This is a genomic window from Hydrogeniiclostridium mannosilyticum (genome assembly GCF_003268275.1).
GTDB lineage: Bacteria > Bacillota > Clostridia > Oscillospirales > Acutalibacteraceae > Hydrogeniiclostridium > Hydrogeniiclostridium mannosilyticum.
Genome location: NZ_QLYR01000001.1, coordinates 63274 through 81641 on the forward strand (window position 1 = coordinate 63274; position 18368 = coordinate 81641).

Annotated in this window: 13 protein-coding genes, 3 tRNA genes and 2 pseudogenes; 13 read left to right on the forward strand and 5 right to left on the reverse strand. The window is 51.2% G+C overall.

The window, feature by feature from the left end; all coding sequences use genetic code 11:
* Nucleotides 1–2: 2 nt before the first annotated feature.
* The 4 genes from DPQ25_RS00290 to DPQ25_RS00305 all read left to right on the forward strand — a co-directional run bounded on the left by DPQ25_RS00290 (nt 3) and on the right by DPQ25_RS00305 (nt 1447).
* Nucleotides 3–78: transfer RNA gene (locus tag DPQ25_RS00290), tRNA-Trp, on the forward strand.
* Between the two features lie 2 nt (nt 79–80).
* Nucleotides 81–157 (forward strand) — tRNA-Asp (locus DPQ25_RS00295).
* 1 nt (nt 158) lies between these two features.
* A tRNA-Thr gene (locus DPQ25_RS00300) sits at nt 159–234 on the forward strand.
* 538 nt (nt 235–772) lie between these two features.
* The gene (locus tag DPQ25_RS00305) at nt 773–1447 is read left to right on the forward strand and encodes a hypothetical protein (protein ID WP_112331193.1); all 675 of its coding nucleotides are present in this window, start codon (nt 773–775) and stop codon (nt 1445–1447) included.
* Between the two features lie 416 nt (nt 1448–1863).
* On the opposite strand, the pseudogene DPQ25_RS00310 reads toward DPQ25_RS00305, so the two are convergent.
* The 4 genes and pseudogenes from DPQ25_RS00310 to DPQ25_RS00335 form a co-directional block, all read right to left on the reverse strand.
* Nucleotides 1864–3130: pseudogene (locus DPQ25_RS00310) on the reverse strand (FAD-dependent oxidoreductase).
* Nucleotides 3131–3168: 38 nt separating this feature from the next.
* Complete coding sequence (locus DPQ25_RS00320) at nt 3169–4275, reverse strand: DUF3810 domain-containing protein (RefSeq protein WP_242978168.1); 1107 nt, start codon at nt 4273–4275, stop codon at nt 3169–3171.
* A gap of 338 nt (nt 4276–4613) precedes the next feature.
* Nucleotides 4614–5172, reverse strand: a pseudogene (locus DPQ25_RS14955) (DUF2284 domain-containing protein).
* An 18-nt stretch (nt 5173–5190) separates the two neighbouring features.
* On the reverse strand, nt 5191–5976 hold the full coding sequence (locus tag DPQ25_RS00335; protein WP_112331199.1) for a sugar phosphate isomerase/epimerase family protein: 786 nt from the start codon (nt 5974–5976) through the stop codon (nt 5191–5193).
* A 189-nt stretch (nt 5977–6165) separates the two neighbouring features.
* Between DPQ25_RS00335 and DPQ25_RS00340 the strand changes: the two genes are divergently transcribed.
* The 4 genes from DPQ25_RS00340 (at nt 6166) to DPQ25_RS00355 (ending at nt 12428) form a co-directional block, all read left to right on the forward strand.
* Nucleotides 6166–8622 (forward strand): alpha-mannosidase, encoded by a 2457-nt coding sequence (locus DPQ25_RS00340; protein WP_112331200.1) that lies wholly within the window; start codon nt 6166–6168, stop codon nt 8620–8622.
* Nucleotides 8622–9608 (forward strand): ROK family protein, encoded by a 987-nt coding sequence (locus DPQ25_RS00345; protein WP_112331201.1) that lies wholly within the window; start codon nt 8622–8624, stop codon nt 9606–9608. The genes DPQ25_RS00340 and DPQ25_RS00345 overlap by 1 nt, the downstream gene beginning before the upstream one ends.
* A 46-nt stretch (nt 9609–9654) precedes the next feature.
* Nucleotides 9655–10293, forward strand: a complete 639-nt coding sequence (locus DPQ25_RS00350; protein ID WP_112331202.1) for a D-sedoheptulose-7-phosphate isomerase — start codon at nt 9655–9657, stop codon at nt 10291–10293.
* A gap of 212 nt (nt 10294–10505) precedes the next feature.
* Nucleotides 10506–12428: an ABC transporter ATP-binding protein gene (locus tag DPQ25_RS00355; protein ID WP_112331203.1), complete on the forward strand. Its 1923-nt coding sequence runs from the start codon at nt 10506–10508 to the stop codon at nt 12426–12428.
* A 52-nt stretch (nt 12429–12480) separates the two neighbouring features.
* Here DPQ25_RS00355 and DPQ25_RS00360 read toward each other — a convergent pair whose 3' ends face one another.
* A complete protein-coding gene (locus DPQ25_RS00360; RefSeq protein ID WP_112331204.1) occupies nt 12481–12714 on the reverse strand; it encodes an HPr family phosphocarrier protein in 234 nt (77 codons plus the stop codon).
* A 183-nt stretch (nt 12715–12897) separates the two neighbouring features.
* Between DPQ25_RS00360 and mtaB the strand changes: the two genes are divergently transcribed.
* The 5 genes from mtaB to DPQ25_RS00385 all read left to right on the forward strand — a co-directional run bounded on the left by mtaB (nt 12898) and on the right by DPQ25_RS00385 (nt 18367).
* A complete protein-coding gene (gene mtaB, locus DPQ25_RS00365; protein ID WP_112331205.1) occupies nt 12898–14196 on the forward strand; it encodes a tRNA (N(6)-L-threonylcarbamoyladenosine(37)-C(2))-methylthiotransferase MtaB in 1299 nt (432 codons plus the stop codon).
* A gap of 272 nt (nt 14197–14468) precedes the next feature.
* On the forward strand, nt 14469–15341 hold the full coding sequence (locus DPQ25_RS00370) for a YitT family protein (RefSeq protein WP_242978170.1): 873 nt from the start codon (nt 14469–14471) through the stop codon (nt 15339–15341).
* A 22-nt stretch (nt 15342–15363) separates the two neighbouring features.
* Nucleotides 15364–16530 carry a DUF2264 domain-containing protein gene (locus tag DPQ25_RS00375; RefSeq protein WP_112331206.1) on the forward strand — a complete coding sequence of 389 codons (1167 nt, stop codon included), beginning with the start codon at nt 15364–15366 and terminating at the stop codon, nt 16528–16530.
* Between the two features lie 86 nt (nt 16531–16616).
* Nucleotides 16617–17339: an RNA polymerase sporulation sigma factor SigK gene (gene sigK, locus DPQ25_RS00380; RefSeq protein WP_112331207.1), complete on the forward strand. Its 723-nt coding sequence runs from the start codon at nt 16617–16619 to the stop codon at nt 17337–17339.
* Between the two features lie 551 nt (nt 17340–17890).
* Nucleotides 17891–18367 (forward strand): hypothetical protein, encoded by a 477-nt coding sequence (locus tag DPQ25_RS00385; protein WP_112331208.1) that lies wholly within the window; start codon nt 17891–17893, stop codon nt 18365–18367.
* Nucleotide 18368 lies beyond the last annotated feature (1 nt).

Here is an 18368-nt window from a genome sequence, read left to right on the forward strand (position 1 = left end):
AAAGGGGTATAGCTCAGTTGGTAGAGCAGTGGTCTCCAAAACCACGTGCCGAGGGTTCAAGTCCTTCTGCCCCTGCCAATGGCTCGGTAGTTCAGTTGGTTAGAACGCTAGCCTGTCACGCTAGAGGTCGACGGTTCGAGCCCGTTCCGAGTCGCCATGCTGCTATGGCTCAGTCGGCAGAGCGCGTCCTTGGTAAGGACGAGGTCACCAGTTCGAATCTGGTTAGCAGCTCCAGAACTCTTTTGAGATACGGCTTTCTAAGCTTTTACAAGCTTTAGAAAGCCGTATTTTTACCTTCTGAGCTTGTCCAATATCTTTTGCCTCGAGCCCAGTCTAAAAATCTTATTTTGATTGGCCTGTGAAGTATTCCGATATATAGGACGCACGGTCCCTCTGAATGTAGGATTTTTGGGCAAACGCTTATCTTATACTTTTTGTTCTTTTTGGCAGGCGCCACAGTTTCCAGGTTTTCATAACAGTCTTCCGTCCTGAGGCCGGTGGAAATCGTCTATAGGAACGGTATAGCGTCTTTGTTAAACGTGCAGAGAGATTCGGCTCCAGTTCCCGTCCTTTCGTAAATTGACGCCAGCCATTCCCTCCCCCCTCCAGCCGGAGACCTCTTATATGTAGGTTTGGGATGCCAAGGACAGAACGGAGGCCGTGCTCAATATGTCAAGAGGTTTAAGCTTGTTGACTTGAAAAATCAGAAAGAATATAATGAATTGGAACAGGTAGCCTTTTTAAGAAAGCTATGCGGAAGGAAGGGATGTATATGGAATTTAAAATAAACGCCTACGCTCCGGCGGCAAGCAAGCCATTGGGGCACGGCGATGAGAGCGGCTTTGAATTTTCAAAAGAGATGCTGGGTGATGATTGTACAGCCGCCATTAATTTTGACAGACTGCAAAAACATCCGCAGACAGGGTATATCATGTTCGAATATCTGCTGTGCGAGGAATCTCAAAAGGTCACCCCATATACAAGCTATCCCAATAGATATTGGAAGAAAAACGCGGCAAAATTTTTAGCACTATGGCAGACAAAGCTTGATTTTAACGCCACCCTATATCTGGTGAATTATGCGAAAAAGGGAACGAAGGCCGAGAACGAGGTCCTGTTAATAAAAGTACTTGATATGGATGAAATGGGGATTACAAAGGACGAGCGCACCCAATACACACGCACCGGATTCTCCGAATGGTTCAGGTCTCTGAATGAAGAATGCCTATCAGGAAAAGATGAACTGATAAAGCATATCTATCTGCATAAGAGCGTTGAGGAACTTGGCAAAATGGTTTTACAAGGCGGAAAGTATGCTGGAGAGACCATAGAGGCTGTTTACGGGAAAGAAAAGGGTTATCTGGAATGGCTGAAAGATACGGGTTATCCATATGCAAAGGCCGCCTGGTGCTATTTGGATAAATTAGCGCCAGGTAAAAAAACATAGTTTCGCCTTTCTGAGGCTTCCCCGCGCTCATGTTATTCTCTGATTCAGCCGCCATACAGCAAAATGATTCTATATGTGCCCCGGTTTAATGGCGCAAAGGAATTATGTTAATTCAATTCACTAAAACTAAAAAAATAACCGTAATTAATTTAAGCAGGCAGTAAAGCGGTAAAAAAGGTTTTTATGGTATATTTCGCCAAAAAACGACAGATAAATTTATAAATCAAAGGTTGACTTTTCTCACTAAACAGGTTACTATATATATGTCCTTTTTGTTCCTTGCCGTGTTCGGTTTTCCGTGCCGACGCGGCTTTTTATTAAAAAATTTTTGATTGATATACAAAAAACGCCGGCTTATTCTCAGATGAAATTTCAGAGAATAAGCCGGCGTTTTTTACAGCAGCTATAAAAGACCTTTACAGTGCTGCATGGTTCTCCCTTAATACCCGTTGAAGCTCTGCAACCGGTACTTGGCTAACCGAAAGGCACTCTGCCTGTTGCCGTTGCACAGCCAGTGCAGCGGCCGTACCGGCAGCCTGGCCGATGCAGCATACAACCGGCATAATCCGAATCGATGCCTGGGCCTCATGCGTCACGGAAATACATCTTCCGGCTACCAGCATATTTTCCACCTGCCGGGGAAGCAAGGCGCGGTAGGGAATGGTATAATACTCGCCGGGGCCAAAGTAGTAGTGCGCCGTTCCACTGCCCTCGGGATTATGAATATCAATATCATAATTACCCAGCGCGACCGCATCGGGGAACTTGGTACAATTTTTTAGGTCCTCCCCCGTCAGCAAATACTGCCCGTCGATCATCCTGCTCTCACGAATACCGATTTCGGAGGCTGTAGAAAGCAGAAAACAGTGCTCGTAGCCCGGAATATTGTTTTTTAGAAAATGGAACAGCTCAAAGACCTGCTCCCGAGCCTCTATTTCAGCTTGGGTCACATCAACGGGATCAGTAGGATTCCGCTTAACAATACGCGTGCTATTGAAATGCTGCACGCCATTCAGCGTACTTTCAAAGAGCAAGACATCCTCCCGTGGATTGTGAATCAGCCCCTGCGCTTGAAACTGCCGGTACTTCCGTTGAAGCTCCGCCGTGTTGGCCGCCGCCCTCTCCAAGTCGATGCCTCCCAGCCGAAAACAGAGGGTCATCGGCTGACAGAGGGAATCCCGTTCCCTTCCCAAATGGTAGGGGCAACCGCTCAGAGCCGCCAAATTCGCATCACCGGTGGCATCAATGAACACATCCGCCTGTATAGAAAGCACTCCCGCCGTGGTTGCCACCGACACGGCGCGCAAGCGTCTGCCCTGCACCTCAGCGCCGGTTAAATCAGCATGGTATAAAAGCTCTACGTCCGCCTCCAATGCCATGCGGTTCAAGATCAGCTTTAAATACTCCTCATGAAAGGCAAAGGCTTGGCTGACATCGCCTTCCTCCTGTGTCATCGCCGCCAGCGCGTTATATATTTCTTCAAAGATTCCGCGGCACAGAGGAACCAGCTCACCATCGATCTGTGTCCGGTAAGGCATAAAGGGATTAACAAGCGCATGAGCCGCCGCGCCACCTAAAACCACGCTCAATCAGCAGGGTGGACACGCCCGCCCTTCCCGCACTGATCGCCGCTGCTGCCCCGGCAAAACCGCCGCCCACAACAACTAATTGATACCTTTTCATCTTTTTCTCCCATCAAAAAATATTCTTCGCAGGCAGCCTTATTCGCCTAACCGCTGCTCTGCCAGCAGCAAGTCCACCATCCTGCCATAGCTTTTAACGCCATCATCCTGTTGATTAGCCTGCAGATAACCGTTGTTAATCGAAGTAGCCGTATCTGCTACAGGGCCCTCGAATTGTTTCCAGTAATTGGACTGGCAGGATATATCTCTCCGGACACCCGGATCCAGCCGATTAAAAATCCGGCTGTAGGCTTCCTTGTCTACCTCATACAGCGCATTGGTCGCATAGATAAATGCCAGCATATATCCTGAGTACTGAAAATCTAAGCTGGCGCTGTTTTTACAAGCCAAGTAAGCCAGGAAATTGGCTTCATCCTCCCGCATAAAGCCGCGAAGGTGCGAAAGCTCATGGCACATCACCGCCGGGATATTATATTTGGGTATATCGACGTTTACATTGGCCTCAAATGTAAACGGAAAAAATATGCCTGTAATATTCAGCCAAGACATGCCCCGCGAAAGGAGCACTGTTTTGGGCGCGCCATATCCATCCTGCAGCAACGGATATTGCAGGGAAAGCGCAGAAAAAGCCCTCTGGGCTTCCCCGCCCATTTCAGAAAACGAGGCAGGCGGGGTAGCCACACCGTTCACCTCGGCGATCTGCGGCCGCAGCGCATTGACCTTCTCTGTTAAAGCCTCACACAGCTCCGCCAACTCCTCCCGAGAGGACTCTCGTACCTCCAGCCCGCTTGACTCTGCAAACGAGATGCGGTGGTAATTGATTCCACAGGAGAGTGCAAACGCCAGCAGGACAAGCCCCGCCGCACAAAACAGGTTCAAAAATAATCTTGCCGTACAAAAGAGCCTATCTCCCTTTTTGCGAATGAGCTGGACTGCCTGAAACACTAAAAAAACCACGGCCGCGATTGCCGAAAATATCACTACCCATTCCCCCAGAGAAAAAGGCAGCAAACCGGAAATAAGGTTCCCAGTTTTAGAAAGGCCGGGGTAAAAATTCGTTGCATACCATTCGGCAAAATTCTGGTTTCCCGCCGCTGCCGCCTCCAGCAGCAGGCCAAGAGGCAGTGCTGTCAACAGCCAGCAGCGCTTTAACCGGAGGATTCGCCTCCACCACGATGTCTCCACAGAACACTCCCTCTCTTTCGTCCACATGCCGATGTAGCCGGTCTGTAAAAATTATAGCATACCTCCCCTGGGTGTCAAGCAAAGCGCCAACTGGTAAAGGCTTCTAAAACAAAGGCCCACGCGGGGCGGCCGGTTCCGGCCCCGCATGAGCACCTGTTCATACAATCATCGCTTCAGCAGCCAGCTTGATCCTCTTCCAACCGGATTGACTGAGACCGCCTCGAAACCCTCCGGAATATCCTAGACGGCCCCAGCCAGTAACTCGGCCGCCATCATCAAGCTATCCGTTCCGGCAAATTTTATGTTTCCCTGGAGGCTAGAGAAAGCGCTGCGCCGAATCAGGCAGGGTCATACAGAACCACGCCAAAGTAGGTGACGGTGTTGGCCCCGTTGATATAGCGCATCCCACAGGCCTGTGCCAGCTTTGAGACAAACACGCCGTAGGCCTCCAGCGATGGAAACGCTTTTCCGGAAACGGCAGGGCTCTCCCTTTTGCGCCGCGCACGGCGTACAGTTCCTACAGCCGCCGGCCCCCAGGACAAGGCACTGCGCGTCGGCCGCACGCGCGTATTGCCCCATATCGCAGACAATGCGGCTGTGCACCAGGGAGCCCTTTTCCATATTCTCGATATCGAAAGAATCTTCCAGCGCATGAATGCTTTGAAACACAAAAGCCTTTTGGTAGCTTTTCGCCTTATCAATCAATTCGTGAATCTCCCCGCAAAAGGGCGGGCACATATAGTTCCGCCCATAAGCGCCGCAGGAATTCATCTCGCAGGATTTTCTCAAGCCAGCATCAAAAACGATCCGGCTCACATCAATTTCCGCACAGTTTGTCCGGCACTCCAGACTCTTCCCCAAAGCCTCGAATTTTTCCATTAAATCTGCCTGCTGCATAAGAATAAAAGCTCCTTCCTAGCCTTCCTTTATAATCTCTTTTAAACACAAGAGGCTTTCCGCCGTTTCATCTAACCAGTTTTCCGGTTCACGGCAGATGCCCTCCAAACTGACTCTACCTCGGTACCCGTTTTTTTGAAGCGCTCTGAAAAACGGACGGTAATCATACCGATCCTTCCGGCTCGGATAATAGCGGCCGTCGGGATTGGCAATGTGCGTGTGGACCAGCGCCCCGCCAACCGTTTCCAATACAGAAAAATTCTCCTGTTCAAGCGCCATATGGTACAAATCAGCCAGCACGTGTACATGCGTCAGGCAGGCCTTCTGAACCAACCCATAGGCCTCGCTTACGCTCGTGATCAAATTGGTTTCCCGGCGATTCAGCGGTTCAACTGCGATTTCCACACCGTATTCGCCGGCCAATAAATTCACCAGCTGCAAAAAGGCTGTGAACTCTTCCCTACCCTGTTCCACCGCATAACCTGCCGGGATTCGCCGCGCGGCGCCGCTGCCCAGCACCAGAATTTTTCCGCCAAGCAGCCGGGCCCGCCGGAAGGCCTGCGCCAAGCGCTGCTCCATGCAAGCCAAATTCCGATTCGGCCCCACAATCAGATCCTTCCCCGCCAGCATGCAGTTAAAAGCCTCTGCTTTCAGCCCGCTTTGTTCAACCCGGCGGCGGCACCCCTCAAACTCCGATTCAGACATCAGCGTCACCTGAGCCAGATTGAGCTCAATATAATCAAAACCTGCCTTCATTAGCTCTTCAATCCGGCTCACATCCGCACAACAACCGATTCTAAACAAGCCCCGTCCCTCCCTTTTATAATGAGATTATGGTTACTATAGCACAGCCCTCTGCCCTCGTCAATGAAAAAAATCATGCATTCCACGAATCCAATTGCGGGATTTTTCGCAAGCGTACTTTTGTAATTGCTTTCCCGGAGCGCGAATGATACAATGAGGTCAGAAGATTCCCCATAGGGAGGTTGTATTGTGAAAAAACTTTATTTGATTGGTAACGCGCACCTGGACCCTGCCTGGCTTTGGCCTTGGCAGGAAGGGTTCGCAGAGGTCAAGGCCACCTTTTCTTCCGCGCTGGATCGGCTGAATGAATATGAAGGGTTTATTTTTACCTCCAGTTCCGTTCAGTACTACGAGTGGATAGAAAAAAACGAGCCTGAGCTATTTGAAAAAATCCGCAGCCGCGTCCGGGAAGGCCGCTGGGTAATTTGCGGCGGTTGGTGGATTCAGCCGGATTGTAATATTCCATCCGGTGAGTCCTTTGTCCGTCAGGGTCTTCTGGGGCAGCGCTATCTGCTGGAAAAATTCGGGCGCATGGCTACTGTTGGTTATAATGTAGACAGCTTCGGCCATAACGGCGCGCTACCGCAAATTCTAAAAAAGCAGGGGCTCTCCGCCTATGTCTTTCTTCGTCCCGGCCCACATGAAAAGGACCTGCCGGCGTCTACTTTCTGGTGGGAGGCCAACGACGGTTCCCGCGTAGTCGGCTACCAGATTCCCTACACCTATTGTTCCTGGCTGCCAGGGCTGGAGGATCACATTCGCCAGTGCGTGGCGGACCTGAAAAAAGAAAACCTACAAAGCTTCATGTGCTTTTACGGCGTCGGCAACCACGGCGGCGGGCCGACAATCAAAAGCCTGGATTACATTCGCAGCATTCAAAGCGAAGTCGCAGAGACGGAGAACGTCGCATTAACATTTGCCTCTCCGGAGGATTTTTTAACCGATTTAAACCGGGATCCGGTTTCCCTCCCCGTGTGCCGTGACGACTTGCAGCACCATGCCCCCGGCTGTTACAGTGCAAATTCTATGATTAAGGAAGCCAATCAAAAGGCGGAAAACGCTTTGCTTCGCGCCGAGAAATACGGCGTTTTGGCAGAGCGCCTCGGGCGGCCCGTTGAGGATGTACTAGAAGAGCCATGGAAGCGCGTGCTGTTTAACCAGTTCCATGATATTCTCGCCGGGGCCTGCATCGAAAGCGTGTACCCTGAGGCACTCGCACAGTACGGCGAGGCCGTTTCGTTGGCCGGTCAAACGGAAAACTACGCCTTGCAGGGCATCTCCTTTCACATCCAAATTTCCAAGGAAGAGGCCATGCAGCCACTTGTTGTCTTCAATCCGCATCCCTGGCCCGTTCAAGCCGTTATCTGCCACGAGCGCGGCATAGAACCCGGCTGTGGCTGCAAGGTGCTTGACAGCACCGGCAGGGAGGCTCCCCACCAGCTTGTCCGCACTCAGGCCCAGGTAGAAGGCCGCCGCAATATCGCTTTTGAGGTAACGGTCCCGCCGATGGGTTATGAAACCTACCGCCTCTACATGGACCCGGCGCTTTCCCCGGCAGGCCCCGTTAAAGCCGATGACCCCTATATGCTGGAAAACGACATGGTACGCGTGCGTTTTAACGCCGCTACCGGCCTGATAGACAGTATTTTCGATAAAAAAGCCCGGACAGAATTTCTTCATGCACCTGCCCCGGTTCCTACTGTCATCCATGATGATTCCGACACGTGGAGCCACGGCATCCAGCGCTTTGACGAGGTGCTGGGCGCCTTTACCCTGCGCAGCATCAACCGTGTTGAAACCGGTCCGCTGCTTAATCGTATTCGCGTCGTCTCCACCTACGAGGACTCCATCCTGACACAAACGTTTACCCTCTACCGCTTCAGCCCCATTGTTTACGCCGAAGCACGTTTGAACTGGCGGGGCAAAAACCAGTGCCTGAAACTGCGCATCCCGGTTCAGGTAGAGAACGCCACCGCCACCTTCGGCAACCCCTTCGGCCATATTGTACGCGAGGCAACCGGCCTGGAGGAACCCTTTCAGAACTGGATTGACATCTCCGGCGCCTGTCCGCAAAACGGAATGCAGCAAGGGCTGACCCTGATTACCGACCATAAATACGGAGCGGATGTCAAGGGCCAGGCGCTGTCTCTGACCGTTTTGAGAAGTCCTGTTTTCGCCCATCATATTCCCCAGCAGCTAAACCCGGAAGATGAGTATCTATATACTGAGCAAGGAACGCAAATTTTTCAATATTCACTCATCCCACACACAGGCGGCTGGCGGAATGCCCGGCCCGCTCAGCGGGCTTCAGAATTACTTCAGCCCTTGACCAAGGTCGCTGAAACCTACCATCCTGGGGAATTTCCACAGTCCTATTCCGGCCTCGCCCTTTGTGAACCCAATATTATCCTGTCCGCATTGAAAAAAGCCCACCATGCGGAAGGCTATATTTTGAGGGCGTATGAAACCGACGGAAAATATACGGCTGCCACGATTCAGGCCCCGCTGTTTTCCAGGGATATTCAGGTTCGCTTTTCTCCCTACGAAGTTAAAACGCTGCTCATCCGCCCGGGGCTGGAAAATTGCGTGCAAGAGGTCTCCATGACCGAGCTGCCGCCGGAGCACAACATAAAGGAGCATTTATAATGGAAAAATATACAATTGGCCTTGATATCGGCGGAACCAAGTGCGCTGTTTTATTGGGTAGAGGGGAAATACCGGTACGCTGTGACGATTTTATTCTCGACCGGGCGGCCTTTCCTACCGAAAGCAAAAAGGGCCTGGAGCAAGCGCTGCAAAAACTGTACCGGAACATCGAGGAGATGATGGAAAAGCATCGTCTTGTACCCGCCGATATATTGGGTATTGGCGTGAGCTGCGGCGGGCCGCTGGACAGCAAAAAAGGTATTATTATGGGTCCGCCCAACCTATACGGCTGGGATTACGTTCCGATTGTCCAGATGCTGCAAGAGCGCTATCGCATTCCCGCCCATGTACAAAACGACGCCAATGCCTGTGCCCTGGCCGAATGGCGGTTTGGGGCCGCCCGGGGCACGCAAAACGCCGTCTTTCTCACGTTTGGCACCGGGATGGGCGCCGGACTGATTCTGGACGGACGCCTTTACAGCGGAACCTCCGATATGGCCGGCGAGGTCGGCCATATGCGGCTGGCGGAGGACGGCCCGGTTGGCTTTGGCAAGTCAGGTTCCTTTGAAGGCTTTTGCAGCGGCGGCGGGATCGCCCAGCTTGCCCGCAGCAAAGCCGTTGAGGCCATTCAAAACGGCCTTTCACCCGCTTATTGCCCTACAATGGAGGGCCTGGAGGCCATCTCCGCAAAAACCGTCGCTGAGGCCGCCCACGCAGGCGATGCCACCGCGCAAAAGGTTTACCGTCTTTGCGGGGAAAAGCTGGGCATGGGCCTGGCGCTTATTACCGACATCATCAACCCCGAGATCATCGTAATTGGCAGTATCTTCGAACGGAGCCACAGCCTTCTCTGGCCGGCAGCAAAAGAGGTCTGGGAACGGGAAGCGCTTCGCTATTCTCAACCCTGCTGCAGAATCGTTCCCGCGTGCTTAGGGGATTCTATCGGAGACTACGCCGCACTGTCCGTTGCCTTTCAGCCGTCATAAAATTTCGGAAGTGTCCTTTTCACATACGCATTAGGAGGTCATTACAATGAATCGCACTGAAATTATTTTACAGCAGTTATACCAGGATGTTCCCGCCCTGCTGCCGCTGAAGGAAAAAATTTACCAGGCCTGCGCCCTGATGATCCATTGCTACGAAAACAACGGGCAAATTCTGCTATGCGGCAATGGCGGAAGCGCCGCAGATGCCGAGCATATCGTCGGCGAACTCATGAAGGGTTTTCTATTACGCCGGCCCCTTCCACCCGCAGAGAAGGAACGCTTTGAAAACGAGGGTGTACCGGAGCTTGCCGATCAGCTGCAGCAAGCGCTTCCCGCCATTTCGCTTGTCAGCCAAAGCGCCCTGTGCACCGCATTTGCAAACGACATAGCTGCCGACCTGGTCTTTGCCCAGCAGGTTTACGCCTATGGAAAGGGCCGAGAGTGTCTGCTGATTGCTCTGAGCACCTCCGGCAATGCGCGAAACGTCGTCAACGCCGTGCGTACTGCACGTAGCCTGGGCATTCCCAGCCTGGGCATCACTGGACGAGATGGCGGTCAACTGGGTGAACTGTGTACGGTCTGCATTCAAACACCGGAAAAAGAAACCTATCGTGTTCAGGAGCTGACCCTCCCGGTTTACCATGCCCTCTGCGCGGTAACCGAGGCACACTTTTTTAAGGAATAACAAAAGGGCTGCAGAACCCCCATGGCCCTTCGGTCCCTTTCATACCTCAAACACGCCTAAAAAGCCTACGCCCAGGCCTCATTTTCCTGCCGGCATATTAAACCGCCCTCTCCGTCCCCGACCGTCTCAGCAAGCATTTGCCTTTTTCCTCCAAATATCTTATAATAAAAATATCATTCTATTCTGACCAGAATTTTACAGGAGCGAGCAACATGGCACTGTTAAGTGTAAGTAATTTAGAAAAAGCGTTCGGGGTTGACGTTATATTTTCAGGCGTCTCCTTTGAAATACAGGAAAATGACCGCATCGGCTTTGTCGGCATAAACGGATCGGGAAAAACTACGCTTTTCAAAGCTCTGACCGGGGACCAGCCGGCTGACAATGGTGAAATTCATCTGTCCAACGCGGCTGTTTTGGGCTATATGGAACAGCATGTATGCAGTGACCGCGAGCGCAGCGCCTACAGCGAGGTGCTCTCGGTATTTTCGCCTCTGCTCTCCATGGAAAAAGAAATCGAGGAACTCTCGCTGAGAATCCAGGCGGGCGCAGACGGAATGGATGCGCTGATTGAACGGCAGACTATGCTCTCCGACCGCTTTGCCATGGAGGGCGGCCTGACCTGCCGCAGCCGGGCGCGCTCTGCCCTGCTGGGCCTTGGTTTCAGCGATGACCAGATGGGCCTGCCGGTCGGTGTGCTCAGCGGCGGGCAGAAGGCCAAGCTGCAGCTGGCAAAACTCCTGCTCAGCGGCGCGAACCTGCTGCTGCTGGACGAACCAACCAACCACCTGGACATTGCCAGCGTCGAATGGCTGGAGGACTTTCTTCGCTCCTACAACGGCGCTTACCTGGTGGTTTCCCACGACCGCTATTTTCTGGACCGCGTTACAAGCCGTACCTTTGAAATGGAAAATCATCATCTGACCGTTTACAAGGGCAATTACTCCACCTATCTCAAGCTTAAAAGAGAAAACGAAATCGCGGTAGAGCGTAAATATCAAAATACCCAAAAGGAAATCGAGCGCCTGCAAGGCATCGTCGCACAACAGCGGCAATGGAACCGCGAAAAAAACATCCGCACAGCCGAAAGCAAACTCAAGGCTATTGACCGGCTGGAAAAGGCCTTGGTAAAACCGGAAGAACAGGCTGAACTGCTTCGCTTTGAATTTTCAGTTGCCAACCGCGGCGGCAACGACGTTTTGGACGCGAAAGATCTCGCGCTTTCCTTTGAGGATAAATGCCTGTTTCAGCATGTCTCTATTGAAGCCAAGCGGCAGGAGCGCATCTTCATCATCGGCCCGAACGGCTGCGGAAAAACATCTCTGCTCAAAACGATTTTGGGGGAATACACCCCTGACGAAGGCGAAATCCAATTCGGCGCCAATATTGACATCGGTTACTATGACCAGCTACAAACCGGTTTGCATGCTGGCAAACTGGTCATTGATGAAATCTGGGATGACCACCCGCAGATGACGCAAACCCAGGTGCGCAACGCGCTGGCGATTTTTCTCTTTAAGGGTGAGGACGTCTTCAAGGAAATCTCCGCCCTTTCCGGCGGCGAACGCGCCCGGGTCCTCTTACTGAAGCTCATGCTTTCCAGGGCAAACTTCCTGCTGCTGGACGAACCAACCAACCACCTAGACATTGGCTCCTGCGAGGCCCTGGAGGAGGCGCTCCGCCGCTATGAGGGAACTCTGCTGATCGTCTCCCACGACCGTTACCTAATGAACAAGCTCGCCGACCGGATTTACTATCTGGACTCGGCAGGCGCCAAGCCCTACAGCGGCAATTACGACGCATTTTTGGAAAAGCAAAAAAGCGAGCAGCTGACCGTACAGGCCACTGCCGTTAAGGAAAAAGGCGGCGAATATAAGCAGCAAAAGGAAAAACAGGCCGCTATACGCAGAGAAAAGGCCGCTGTTCGGCGCCTTGAACAGGAAATAGCCGAAACAGAGGCCGAAATTTTCACACTGGAGTCCAGCCTTTCCGCGCCGGACATTGCCAGCGATTATCAAAAAATCACAGAGCTCTCTGAGCAGCTACAGGCGCTCCGGCAAAAAAATGATGCCCTCTTCACAGAATGGAGCACACGTACAGAACAACTGGAGACAACGCACTCCCTTGGGAGCTTATAAAAAGACAAAAAAACAGGCCTCGGTGTACGAGACCCGGACAACTATCTTTGATTTATTCTTCCACACAAAATTCTTTGATTTCTGCCAGAAAAGGCTCAATATTTGCTTCGCTGCTTTGTAACAGCAACGGCTTTGAACGATCCAGGCTGAGAATCCCCATAATCGACTTCGCATCGATACGGTATTTATCGCTAATGAGTTCGATTAGAAAATCATATCTATTTGTAATATTTACAAATTTTTTTACAGAATCAAGTGTCGGCAACAAAATTTGCTTTGAAACCATGATCCGCGGCTCCTTTCTTTTTTCAGGCTGTTTTTTATCATAACTCACCTTGGGATTTGTTTCAATAGCAAATCTTACAAATTTGTAAGATTCTTAAAACTGCGAACTGTTGATTAGAACAAAGAAAAGAACAAATTATGAAGGAGGCTATAAAGAACCGGATTCGAGTTCTTTTGATAATATATGAAGGTTTCAGCAATCACATTGGGCTGCAAGGTGAATCAATATGAGACGCAGGCTATGCTTGCCCGCCTGCAAGCCGCCGGTTTTACCCTTTGCGAAAAGGAAGAAGACAGCGACGTTGTGCTTATCAATTCCTGTACAGTTACCGCCGCAAGCGATCATAAGGTGCGGCAGGTCCTGCGCCGGACACGTAAAAAAGCGCCTACAGCGGTGATTGTTCTAACAGGCTGCATGCCCCAGGCTTTCCCGGAACAGGCGGACCGCTGGGAAGAAGCCGATGTTGTCATGGGCAACTCCAACCGCTCTTATCTGCTTGAGCATATTCTGGCCTTTATGTCCTCCCGGCAGCGCATTGTGGACATTGCCCCCCACCAAAGCGGGGAAGCTTTTGAGCACATGCAGGTAACAGAATTTTATGAACGTACCCGGGCATTTGTGAAAATCGAGGACGGCTGCAATCGTTTTTGCTCCTACTGCATTATTCCCTATGCGCGGGGCAGAGTGCGCTCTAAGCCCCTGGAGGCGCTCGGCAGTGAACTGCATGAGCTTGGACGGCACGGCTACCAGGAAGTCGTGCTGACCGGCATCAACCTCTCCGCCTACGGGCAGGACATCGGCAAAAACCTCTGCGACGCAGTGGAAACCGCCTGCTCTGCGCCAGGCATTCAGCGTGTTCGCCTGGGTTCCTTGGAGCCGGAGCAGATGGATGAAGGCACCATTGCCCGGCTGGCACAGCAGCCAAAGCTGTGCCCACAGTTTCATCTTTCGTTACAGAGCGGTTGCGACAGCACCCTGCGGCGTATGAACCGCCACTATGATACCGCCGAATACCGTGCGATTGTTCAGCGGCTTCGGGAGAATTTTCCAAATGCTGCCATTACTACCGACGTCATGGTCGGTTTTCCCGGTGAAACAGCGGCAGAATTTTCTCAGAGCCTTGCCTTTATTCGGGAAATTGGTTTTGCGAAAGCACACGTGTTTGCCTATTCCAGACGCCCCGGCACCCGCGCCGACAAGGCCCCCGGCCAGGTAACAAACGCCGTCAAGGAGGAGCGGAGCCGCGCAATGATTGCGGCAGCCGCTGAAACCCAGCGTGCTTTTTTGTCGGCACAATGCGGGCGGACAGAACCTGTTCTGTTCGAGCAGCTGTGCGAGGACGGCTGCTGGACCGGCTATACAAGGAATTACACCCTCGTGCATGTGAGCTCTTCCCACCCAATTGGCGGCAGGCTTCTCGACACATTGATTACAACCCCAGAAAAAGAGCATTGCCTAGGTGAGCTTGTTGTCCAGCAATAAAGCTATAGGCGGCAGAGATTCCTGCTGGCTTTCTCCTCCGCTCAAATACCGCCGTTGCCCTTAATGGATATTCTGTAAAATAGCCGCCGCATAACCAACAAAGCCTTCTTTCCCATATGCAGCCGGGATGAAACGTTACATACGGCTTGTTACCATATTTCAAAATTATTTGAAATATATTCCTTGCTGCACTAGAAAAGTTGAGTTTACACATACTAGATTCATCTTTCCTGCCCAATACCTCCAACCATTTATAGAGAAGGAGCTTTGCTGTGAAAAAATTTTTAAGCACGGTCGATTATAAAGAAGAAGGCAAACGCCTGCTTTTGATTGTAATCGCCTCTGTTCTAATGGCCATAAATATTAAGAGCTTTGTCCGCGCCGGCGGACTGTTTCCCAGCGGATTTAATGGAATTACGCTGTTGATTCAGCGCAGTGCCGAGCAATTTCTAAACGTTGCACTCCCATTTTCTATTATCAATTTTGTGCTCAATGCCATTCCCGCCACCATCTGTTTCTTTAAAATCGGCAAGAAGTTCACTATTTATTCCGCGCTGTCCATCGTTCTGACCAGTATATTGACGGACCTGCTCCCTTCCATGCCGATTACGTATGATGTGCTGCTGATTTGTATCTTCGGCGGCTTGATCAACGGCTTTGCCATCGGCCTCTGTCTGAAGGGCCGGGCAACCAGCGGCGGCACGGATTTTATCGCCATTTTTCTCTCTGAGCGGATGAATATTGATGCCTGGAACTATATCCTAATTGGCAACGCCGGCGTGCTTGTCATCGCCGGCCTGCTGTTCGGCTGGGATAAAGCCCTGTACTCCATTATTTTTCAGTTTACATCCACGCAAGTAGTACACCTGCTGAATGTGCGCTATCAAAAAGCCACCTTATTCATTGTCTCAAAGGATTCGGAAGAAATTTTCGACAAGATTAAGGTTACACACCATGGCGCGACCATGTTCAGCGGTACGGGCCTTTACAAGGATCAGCCTAGGAACATCATTTATTCCGTCGTTGCTCAGGACCAGGTTAAAAAAATTGTACAGGAGACGCGCGCAGTTGACCCCGAAGCCTTTATTAATGTCTTAAAAACAGAGCAGGTCTGGGGTAATTTTTATCGTCCCCCGCATGATTAAGCACATATAAGGAGGAATAGCGTTGAATCTGACCAGAAAATACTGGCTCCATCAGCTTTTACAAATCACGGAGCCCGTCCTGCGGCCGCTCTCAGAGGGCAAACTGCGGGAGCAGATGCCAATTGAAAGCCACCCCGGCATGAACGACCGTGCCGACTATACTTATTTAGAAGCCTTCGGCCGTTCACTGGCCGGCCTTGCCCCCTGGCTGGCGGCACAGGCCCAGGACCCGGCAGAAGAAGCCGAGCGGCGGCGTATTTTAGCGCTGGCGGCCCGCGGCCTGGAACGTGCGGTTCATCCCGACAGCCCGGATAAGATGAATTTTCTTGATGGCACGTGTCGAGGGAACCAGCCGATTGTCGATGCCGCTTTTCTGGCACTGGGGCTTCTGCGTGCTTGGGAGCCTCTGTGGACCGCTTGCGATACGGACACCCAAGCGAATCTCATCACCGCTATGAAAGCGACCCGGAGCGAGAAAGCGCCTTATAACAATTGGCTGCTGTTCAGCGCCGTGATCGAAGCCTTCTTATATCGCGCGGAGGGAAACTGTGACACCATGCGTGCGGATTTTGCCATTAAAGAGTTTACCCAGCACTGGTATCTGGGAGACGGCCAATATGGCGACGGCACGTTGTATGCTTTCAATTACTATAACAGCTATGTCATCCACCCCATGCTGATAGCTGTACTGGACACACTCTCCCCTCTTTATACGGACTGGCAGGCAGTTCAGGCGGCCACATTCCAGCGTGCGGCTCGTTATGCCCAGCAGCTGGAAAATTTGATTGCACCGGACGGCAGCTTTCCTGCTATCGGCCGCTCCATCACCTACCGCATGGGCGCCTTTCACTTGCTGGCAGATATTGCTTTGCGTCATCTGCTGCCCCAAAGTATTTCCCCGGCAAGTGTACGCTGCGCAATGACAGCAGTTCTTCACCGCTGTATGGATGCGCCCGGTACCTTTGATAAAAATCATTTTTTAACCATTGGCCTCTGCGGCCATCAACCCGGTTTGGGAAAGCCCTATATTTCAACTGGCAGTCTCTACCTGTGTACATCCGCCCTTTTACCGCTGGGCTTGCCTGAATCCGACCCCTTTTGGTCTGGGGCAGATGAACCGTGGAGCGGCGTTAAAATCTGGAGCGGCGAGGATTATCCGGCTGACCATCTCCGTTTCCCGCATATCTAAAACGATGAAATTGACGCGGACTTGCAACTAAACGCTCATCCCCCCATAAGATAGATACAATGGAATCTGTTTTATGGAGGGATTTTATGTTGACGGCACTTTTGACTTGCCTAACCGGCGCACTTTCCGGGCTGATTTTTTACGTCCTGCATGTCACAGGCGCGGGCTCTTTTCCTAAGCCGCTCTCCGCAGAGGAAGAACGTGAATGCCTGGAGCGCATGCGCCATGGCGACGACTCAGCCCGCGCCAAACTGGTCGAACATAACCTGCGCCTGGTCGCACATATCGCCAAAAAATATTACATTAATACCAACGAACAGGATGACCTGATTTCCATTGGAACCATTGGATTGATTAAAGCCGTCAGCACATTTGATTGTGAGAAAGGCATACGCCTTTCAAGCTATGCCGCAAGATGCATTGAAAATGAAGTACTGATGTTTTTCCGTGCCTCAAAAAAGAGCGCACAGGATGTTTCAATGAATGAACCGATTGATACGGATAAAGATGGAAACGCCCTCACTCTGATGGACGTCATGGCCACTGAAGACAATATCTGCGATAATTTAGACAGCAAAATTAAATCGGAGCAGCTGCGGCGCTTTGTTAAGGAAAGCCTCACCCCGCGGGAGCGAACCATCATTGCGCTCCGATACGGTCTGGAGGGTAGTCGTCCCCTCACACAACGGGAGGTCGCCCAGCTGATGGATATCTCCCGCTCCTATGTCAGTCGGATTGAGAAGAAGGCCCTGGAAAAATTAAAAAAGCGCTTTGATAAAGGTGAAAACAGTCCACAGAAAAAAATATAAATGCACCGCAAAATAAACTTAAAACACATTGACAGAATATTTTATTTTTAATATAATATTTTTATAATTTATAATAATATTTTATAAAAGGTGCTAAACCATGATAAGAACTTCCTATATTTCTGCATACAGCAAAATCTTATGGGTTCCTTATAGGCCTTTTCTAAAAAGTCGAAGGTATCACCTAAAAATCGCAAGCTTATGCGCGTTATGTTAAAGGAAGAAAACTAATTTGAGGAGGATATAAATGATCCCCCTATATACGCGTCCGGCCAAGCAACGGTCCTTGGTTACCCAACTCTTTTTACCGATCAAGTTAAGGTAGACATGAAACAGATACAAGGTGACAGCGGGGCTCCTGTTACCTATAACTTTCCTTCTACTCCTGTCCAACCCGGCGGCTTTCCCACTTCTAATTTAGTAGGTATTGCAACTATGGCTACGCCAGACTTCTCTGCTTGTTATGTCTCCAAGGCTGCCAATATTAATTCCACTTTTGGCCTTTCAACCTATACCGTTATATAGACCCATTCAAAGAGAGGCTGTCCACCATGAAAAAAGCTGCATTGGCATTCCTCCTTCTCTGTCTGGCCGCATTTTCATCCAGCAGCAACGACTCCTACCCGGTTCCGGACCTCTACTCCTTTTCCCTGGAACTCACCGTGCCGAAAACCACCATTCGGGCCGGAGAAAAGGTCACCTTTACGGCTGCGCTGAAAAACCTGACGGGTAAGGAATATACGTTGATATCCCTTCAGCAAGTGGTGTGGTTACATATACTGCCGGAAGGCTGCGAATATATGCCTATAGTCGTTTCAACGGCATATCCAACCACAATTGAACCGGGCGGCTCCATTACGGAAACGCGCGATTTTCAGACTACCATCCCCGGTACATACATCCTTTCGTCATACACCAGCGAGTTCGGTGTAAAGGAAGGTAGCATATCCGTTCCTCCAGGCACCATCCCAATGTTCCGTTATAGCTGCGAAGGAATTCCCATTACTGTTGTAGCGGAGGATGAATAAG

Coding starts and splice junctions, on each gene's coding strand:
- sigK (WP_112331207.1), top strand. CDS start 16,617: ATGTTGACGGCACTTTTGACTTGCCTAACCGGCGCACTTTCCGGGCTG.
- DPQ25_RS00350 (WP_112331202.1), top strand. CDS start 9,655: ATGAATCGCACTGAAATTATTTTACAGCAGTTATACCAGGATGTTCCC.
- DPQ25_RS00360 (WP_112331204.1), bottom strand. CDS start 12,714: ATGGTTTCAAAGCAAATTTTGTTGCCGACACTTGATTCTGTAAAAAAA.
- DPQ25_RS00305 (WP_112331193.1), top strand. CDS start 773: ATGGAATTTAAAATAAACGCCTACGCTCCGGCGGCAAGCAAGCCATTG.
- DPQ25_RS00385 (WP_112331208.1), top strand. CDS start 17,891: ATGAAAAAAGCTGCATTGGCATTCCTCCTTCTCTGTCTGGCCGCATTT.
- DPQ25_RS00345 (WP_112331201.1), top strand. CDS start 8,622: ATGGAAAAATATACAATTGGCCTTGATATCGGCGGAACCAAGTGCGCT.
- mtaB (WP_112331205.1), top strand. CDS start 12,898: ATGAAGGTTTCAGCAATCACATTGGGCTGCAAGGTGAATCAATATGAG.
- DPQ25_RS00355 (WP_112331203.1), top strand. CDS start 10,506: ATGGCACTGTTAAGTGTAAGTAATTTAGAAAAAGCGTTCGGGGTTGAC.